The organism is Microcystis sp. M165S2 (assembly GCF_020245885.1).
GTDB lineage: Bacteria > Cyanobacteriota > Cyanobacteriia > Cyanobacteriales > Microcystaceae > Microcystis.
In genome coordinates, this window is sequence record NZ_JADBTZ010000302.1 from 1 (window position 1) to 6,891 (window position 6,891).

The 6,891-nt window shown below is 42.5% G+C and carries 4 protein-coding genes and 2 pseudogenes; 1 reads left to right on the forward strand and 5 read right to left on the reverse strand.

Going from position 1 to position 6,891, the window contains the following annotated elements:
• Nucleotides 1-131 precede the first annotated feature (131 nt).
• The 4 genes and pseudogenes from IM479_RS15170 to IM479_RS15185 form a co-directional block, all read right to left on the reverse strand.
• Nucleotides 132-2,135: pseudogene (locus IM479_RS15170) on the reverse strand (cation-translocating P-type ATPase); the annotation flags it as partial.
• A 212-nt stretch (nucleotides 2,136-2,347) separates the two neighbouring features.
• Nucleotides 2,348-3,454: a hybrid sensor histidine kinase/response regulator gene (locus IM479_RS15175; protein ID WP_287687160.1), complete on the reverse strand. Its 1,107-nt coding sequence runs from the start codon at nucleotides 3,452-3,454 to the stop codon at nucleotides 2,348-2,350.
• A gap of 131 nt (nucleotides 3,455-3,585) precedes the next feature.
• Nucleotides 3,586-3,930, reverse strand: coding sequence for a coiled-coil domain-containing protein (locus IM479_RS15180; protein WP_287687162.1), 345 nt, complete (start codon nucleotides 3,928-3,930; stop codon nucleotides 3,586-3,588).
• A 53-nt stretch (nucleotides 3,931-3,983) separates the two neighbouring features.
• Entirely contained in the window at nucleotides 3,984-5,543 is a 1,560-nt protein-coding gene (locus IM479_RS15185; protein ID WP_287687163.1) for a hypothetical protein, read from the reverse strand.
• Nucleotides 5,544-5,959: 416 nt separating this feature from the next.
• Between IM479_RS15185 and IM479_RS15190 the strand changes: the two genes are divergently transcribed.
• Complete coding sequence (locus tag IM479_RS15190) at nucleotides 5,960-6,451, forward strand: hypothetical protein (RefSeq protein WP_287687165.1); 492 nt, start codon at nucleotides 5,960-5,962, stop codon at nucleotides 6,449-6,451.
• Here the strand turns inward: IM479_RS15190 and IM479_RS15195 are convergent.
• Nucleotides 6,448-6,751: pseudogene (locus IM479_RS15195) on the reverse strand (M42 family peptidase); the annotation flags it as partial. The gene IM479_RS15190 and the pseudogene IM479_RS15195 sit on opposite strands and share 4 nt — an antisense overlap.
• Nucleotides 6,752-6,891: the final 140 nt, after the last annotated feature.

Below are 6,891 nucleotides of genomic sequence, written 5' to 3' on the forward strand. Positions count from 1 at the left end.
AGTCTGTAGAGCGACCATAAGACCAGAACAGAGTAAATCTGTTAAGGCAGGTGCGAAACCCCGCAAGGGAAAGAAGCAGAAACCTAAATCGTGAGGTTTGGGAATCACCGTCCGTTTACGGCGGTGAGGATGTCAATAACCCCATCTCCGGTCATAGCGACAAATTTACCCTTTTTTTGCAAAGCGCGGACAATAGTTAATTTATGTTCGGGGGAGACACGGGCATAGATGTTAGTTTTGTCAATGATGGTTTCTAGCTGAATTGGTGATAATTTATCTAATTCTTGTCCTGAGATGACTAAAGCTCCCGCTTGGGCAATACCAAGACTTTTAGCCACTGCTAGATCGGTTAATTGATGATCGCCGGTGATCATAATCGGACGGATTCCCGCTTCTCGACACCTAGCCACGGCGATTTGTACCTCCGGTCGTGGTGCGTCGATCATACCGACCATTCCTAGCCAAATTAGCTCATCTTCGCTGATTTCAGTTGATTCTGGTGGATAAATCAGGTTTTTATAGGCTAATCCTAAGACTCGCAAACCCCTGTTAGCCATAGCATTGTTAGCGACTAAGACTTGTTCTTTTTCCCTATCCCCAAAAGGAAGACTTTCTAATCCCGATTGATAGGAGAGACATTGTTCAAGGATTAATTCCGGGGAACCTTTGGTAAATAGTACGGGATTGACTCCTTGACAAATGACCGACATTCGCTTTCTTTGAGAAGAAAAGGGTATTTCAGCGATTCTAGGGAACTCTTGCTTGGTTAGGGATAAATTTAAGCCCGCTTTCGCCCCTAAAACTAATAAGGCTCCTTCCGTGGGATCGCCTAAAATGCTATCGTGACCGTTATCGAGGTCTAAACTGGCATCGTTGCAGAGGACACTGGCAATTAAAAGATGATGTAATTCTAGATCGGTTTTGGGATCGATCGCCTGTTGCTCGGAGTCTAAAAATTGTCCTTTTGGGCTATATCCTTCCCCAGTCACCGAAAAATTGCGATTAATTGTCTCTATCTCCCGCACGGTCATTTTATTTTCCGTTAGCGTCCCAGTTTTGTCGGAACAGATCACATTAACGGAACCAAGGGTTTCTACTGCCGGCAGTTTGCGAATCAAGGCCTGACGTTTGACCATGCGTTGGGTACCTAGGGCGAGAGTTAGGGTGATAACTGCGGGTAATCCTTCGGGAACGACAGCTACTGCCATACTAAGGGAAACTTCCACTAATTCCTCTAGGGCCGACCAACCGGCATTGATCAGGCCGATGGTAATAGTCAGGGCAACTAGAATCAGAGAACCAGCGACAAGGACATTACCCAAGTGAGTCATTCTTTTTTGGAGAGGAGTGGGTTCATTGCCGACTGTTGCTAACATTTGAGCGATTTTGCCTAATTCCGTCGTCATTCCCGTATTGGTAACGATGACCTTGGCCCGGCCTTGCAGTACTTCTGTTCCGGTAAAGACAAAATTTAAGCGATCGCCAAGGGGAGTATCCCGGTCTAAGGGGTCAATGGAGGCGGATTTATTAACACTATTTGCCTCTCCTGTCAAGGCCGATTCGCGAATTTGCAGGTTAAAAGCTTCGATAATTTGGCCGTCGGCGCTGATTTGGGTTCCCGCTTCAATCAGCATGATGTCCCCGGGGACGAGATTAACCGCATCTATTTCCGTGCGTTGGCCCTCGCGGATAACATTAACTTGGGGAGAGGAAAGTTTTTTTAAAGCGGCCAGAGCTTTTTCGGCGCGACTTTCTTGCAGATAGCCGAGGATGCCATTGAGGATGACAATTGTTAAGATAGCGATCGTATCTTTGAAGGGAACGCCAATTTTAGCCAGATGACCGCGCTGTAATGCCAGTAAATCTAGTCCCCCGGAAATTATGGCCACGGCAATTAAGAGGAGGAGCATAATATTGGTAAACTGATCCAGGAGAATTTGCCAATTACTGCGCCCTGGACGTTCTTGTAGTTCATTTTTGCCATAATATTTAGTTCTTTCGGCGATTTGCTCTCTATTGAGGCCATTAACAGCCGAACTACCGAGGATAGATAGGGTGGTTTCCACCGGATAGGTATGCCAAGGTTGTTGCAAGTTAACGCTGGAATGGGCAGAATAGTCGGCATTGGCGGCCATGGCAAGTCAAGATAGTTGATCTAGATAGATCTTAGCCCTTTCTTTCCCCGGTCACAGGAAAAAACAAATGTTTAAACTGGCTCTTCCTGCTCATAGACAGTCTTAACGAGTAATGTAGATAAGTAGCTGGTTATAATTAAATTGAAGATAGATCCCCCCTTGATAAGGGGGGTGTCTGAAAGTTTTTAACATCTACCTATTTAGTCAACAGCTTAGTAGGGCAAAGTAAACCAAAATTGTGAACCTTTTTCGTCATTATTCATAATGCCAATTTCACCTCCGTGAGCATGGATAATTTGACGACATAGATATAAACCTAGTCCTAAACTAATCTGATTATTATTATTGCCTCGTTGATAGCGATCAAATAATTTTTTTCTCTGGGTTTCGCTAATTCCCACGCCATTATCGGCAATACTACACCGGAGATAATTGCCCTCTAGTCTAGCGGATAAAGTGATAATTATCCCCTGGGGATTGTGTTTAAGGGCATTGGCTAATAAATTCTCAAAAACTCGCCAGAGATGGTGAGCATCGGCATTAACTAAAGGTAAATCGGGTGAAAAATTATTAATTAAAATTGCTTTATTTTCCTTTAATCTTAACTCCCATTCCTGACTAATTTGTTGACCGATTTCGTAGAGAGATAAAGGCTTTAGTTCTAGGGAAACTCCCCAAAGATCATTTTGTCGGGTTTCGACGAGAGAATCAATTAAAGTTAATTGTCGATCGCAACTGTTGGCCATCTGTTGTAAAGTCTTCCGGGATACTTCTTTAGTTTCTCCCTGAGAATTTTTAATTAAATTATTTAAGAGCATTGACATCCCGATCACAGGATTGCGGAGATCGTGAGAGACAGCATGAAGATAAATTTCTAAAGTTTCCTCAGTTTTTTGACGTTCTTTAATTTCGTTTTGGAGTTGTTTTTTTTGACGAGAAATAGTTAATTGATTTTCGATGCGTGCCATCACTTCTTCCCCTTGAAAAGGTTTAGAAATATAATCGACACCTCCCACTTGAAAAGCTTTGACTTTATCTAAGACATCATCAAGAGCGCTAATAAAAATCACGGGAATTTCTCTGGTTTTTTCATCAGCTTTTAACTGTTCACAAACTTGATAACCATTGAGATCGGGCATATTAATATCGAGGAGGATCAGATCGGGAATTAGCGATCGCACTGTATTCAGTGCCATCTGTCCATTAATCGCTTTCCGTACCTGATATCCCTTCTCGGTGAGCATAATCGACAATAGCCGCACATTATTGGGCAAATCATCGACAATTAAGACACTAGGGCGCGATGTGAGTTGAGTCATGCCGGTTATCTTATAACTCAAACTGTTTAAATAAAGTGTATAAAAAACAGGGGCTTGCCGAAAAAGTTTTTCCTGGGGGCAGCGTGTCGGGTGGGACAAGCGAGAAAGTCTCGTTACTCTACAGCGATCGCCTAGGGATTGTTGCCCATAAAAAAAGCACGGAACCCCACAGCAATCAAGGAACCACTCAAGAGAGTTATTAATGTCCAAATTTGGTTACTTTGGGTTCCTTCCACCTTGATCAGTCGATTATCCATACTATCGACTTTCTCTGTTAAAGTTGCTAGTCCTATCTTGACATCGGTGACATTTTTCTGTAGGTTGTCTAGCTTTTGGTCAAAACTTTTTTCGAGATTGTCTAGCTTTTGGTCAACATCTGTCTGGAAGGTGTCTAGCTTTCGATCAACACTTTTAATACTATCTTTAATTTCCTTGAGGACAGATTCGAGGGAATAGGCAAGGGTTTCTGCTGTCATTGCGGTTAACTCCTATCAGTCGAGAGATAATTTAATTATCGATAAAAATCCTCTTAATTCTCCACTTCACTTTTTTCGGGAAATCTCGCCTCATCTTCCAATTTATCCCTGATTTCCGGCAGTTTTAGCAATATTCCGGCGAATAACCAATAGTAAACAGAAACGGGCTCGACGGAGAGAGGATAATAGTAGGGGTTATAGCTAATAAAAAGTAGGAAAATCCAGATACAGAGACCCCAATGCTTTAAAGCAGCATTTTTTACCTTTAAATAGGCTTTAAAGGTGAGAATACAGAGAATTGTCACCAGTGCCATAAAAGCGATAAAACCGACGATACCGATTTCGTAGAGGAGTTTAGCGTAGTAGGTTTCAATTAGTCTTATCCCTTCTTCTCCCGCTACATGAAGAGCGCCACTGGTGGCTTTGCCTAAACCAAAACCAAAAAGCTGTGCATAATTGAACATCCACTGCATTTGATTGCCTACAAAGTCAATTGGAGACGAATATAGCCAGCGATCGAGAAAATTTAGTCCTCTTTCCTGAATAAAGGGATTTAACGTCACCGCGAGCAGGGAAATCAGCCCCAAGATTCCCAATTTTAATGGTAACTTTTGTTTATGTTTGCTAGTAGCAATAAAAAGAACCAAGTAAAACAAAGGTACTAGCAAGAAAGGTATTCTTTGTCCAGAAACCAGAGTCGCAAGGAAGACTAAAACCATTGCTACCCAACCAGCGACGCGCCATCTTTTTTGCGGATCACTAAAACTGGCTGCGTAACTGATGACGCTACTAGATACTAAAAACCAACTCCATTGCCAAGGATCAGAAAATGTGCCGGGGAGACGAATTAAGCCTCGATCGGGATTATACAACACTGAACCCCCGACAAAACATTGAGCTTTCAAGCTGGCTTTTTCGGTAATATCCGGATAAAATTGGCTGTCGGATTTCGGGACAAGAACTTCCAGTTGATTGAGGAATTCATTATCAGGACAGATACCTTGGACGAGTAAGAAGTATTGAATTAGAGCTAAAACGCAACAGACTAAGATCATCACGATTAAAAGCCGATTAACCACGAATAAATCCCGTTTTTGCTCGATTAGATAGTAGCCACAGAGAACTAGGGGAATATAACTTAGGAGGATTTTTAATCCCACAATTCCCACGGCAATTGCCCCTTGGGGCAGATTGACAAAAAGAAAAGTTATCAAGCTGCTGGCAAGTAAAATCAAAGCTGTGATGAGAAAAGGCTTGATTTGGGGGCGTAATTGCTTAAAAGTTTTGGTTTTAATTAAAATTGCCGCTAAAGCGGGGAAATAAAAGGCATCCTTGGCGATTTTGTAGAGAGCATAGGATGGCTCTATGCCAATAAAGTTGCCCACTACCTGAAAAACTTTCACCACAGACAAAGCGAAGGTATTACTCAAGGGAAGATAGATGATTAGGGCCAATAATCCCAGACGGGGATGGACAAAAGAACCGACCATGGCGGGAACTGCCAAAATTCCTAATAAGGCTGCTTTTTTGTCAAATACAATCCCTAAAACTAGACTAATTAGTATAGTAGCGATCGCTAATATAATTAGTAACAGAGAGTTCCTCTCTTTCATTTCGTGCAGATTGAACAGGTTTAGCAGAAAGTGTACCGGGTTTTTGCCGAGATTCTCATTCTCAATGGCGGAGGTGGGGAGCTTTTCAGTGATCAGTAAACAGTGAACAGTAAACAGTAATCAGTGAGGTCTTCGGTTTGTGTTAGGCAATAGACGGGGTTATAAGAGATGAAACCCTTATATAGAAAGACATTTGGCGATTTTTGTCAATTGTTTTCCATCTAGAACGAACTAATCAATTAAGTCTCTTGCCAGATAAGGATGTAGTCTATTTATGCCACCCGATCGAACCATACCAAGTAACGAAGAACCATCAGTGAACTGAAAACTCACATCTGATACTGATCAAAGTTTCCTTTTGCTTCTTAGCTCTTGCTATACTTATGTAAAATTTTATTTATCTCGATCTTGACTCCGTGGCCGAAAATCCTTCTTTTCAAGACCTTTATCAAGCTGGCATCAGTGCCTTTGAGCGTGGACAATATCGTCTTAGTATCCAGCAATTAAATGCGGCTTTAGCCTTAATTTCCTTAGGATCCCGAGCAGGGGGTGAGATCCAAATTTGGTTAATTTCTGCCCATCAAGGGTTAGGAGAGGGGGAGAAAGCTAGTGAAATCTGTAAGCAACTTATTACCCATCCTATCTATCAAATTCGCGAACAGGCCAAGCGTCTGCTTTATATTATCGAAGCTCCCCGTCTCAAACGTCCAGATGAGTGGATGACGAAGATTCCCGATTTAGATCAACTTCCCGATAGTACACCACAATTTAAAAAGGGGACAAATAAACGGAAAAAAGAAGAATCCCCCCCACCCATGCAGTTAGAGCAGCATAAAAATACTGTTTTTAGCGGACTGGCGATCGCTATTGTTCTATTGATGCTCTGGTTTTTTGCTAAAAATAGCTAAATTAGTTGACAATAAGCTTCTAATATGCTAATGCAGTTGGCTATGGCTCCTAAATGGGCGATTTCATAACCGTGGGTGTTTTGGGTGGGAAAACCTAAGCAAGCGGCCTTAGCTATAACTGGCAATGTAGTCTTTTAGTCGAAAGGGTTGTTTTCGGTGTTTTCCCACCACGACTCGACTACCGGCGCGCACCCCGCAAGCGTCTAATTCTTCTGGAGTCAATTTCGTCTCTATCCATGCGGATTCCCAGGTGACGGGAGTGTTTTCCTGCTGCACTTTTTGCGGGGATTGATGGGAAATTTGACATCCTCGCCGCACTTTTAGGGCGGCGATTCCTAAACCTCACGATTTAAGTTTCTGCTTCAACCACCGTTGCATACCACGGTTAAAAAACCATGTACTGTCTTACACAAAGTCCACAGACTTTCGCGACCTTTCAG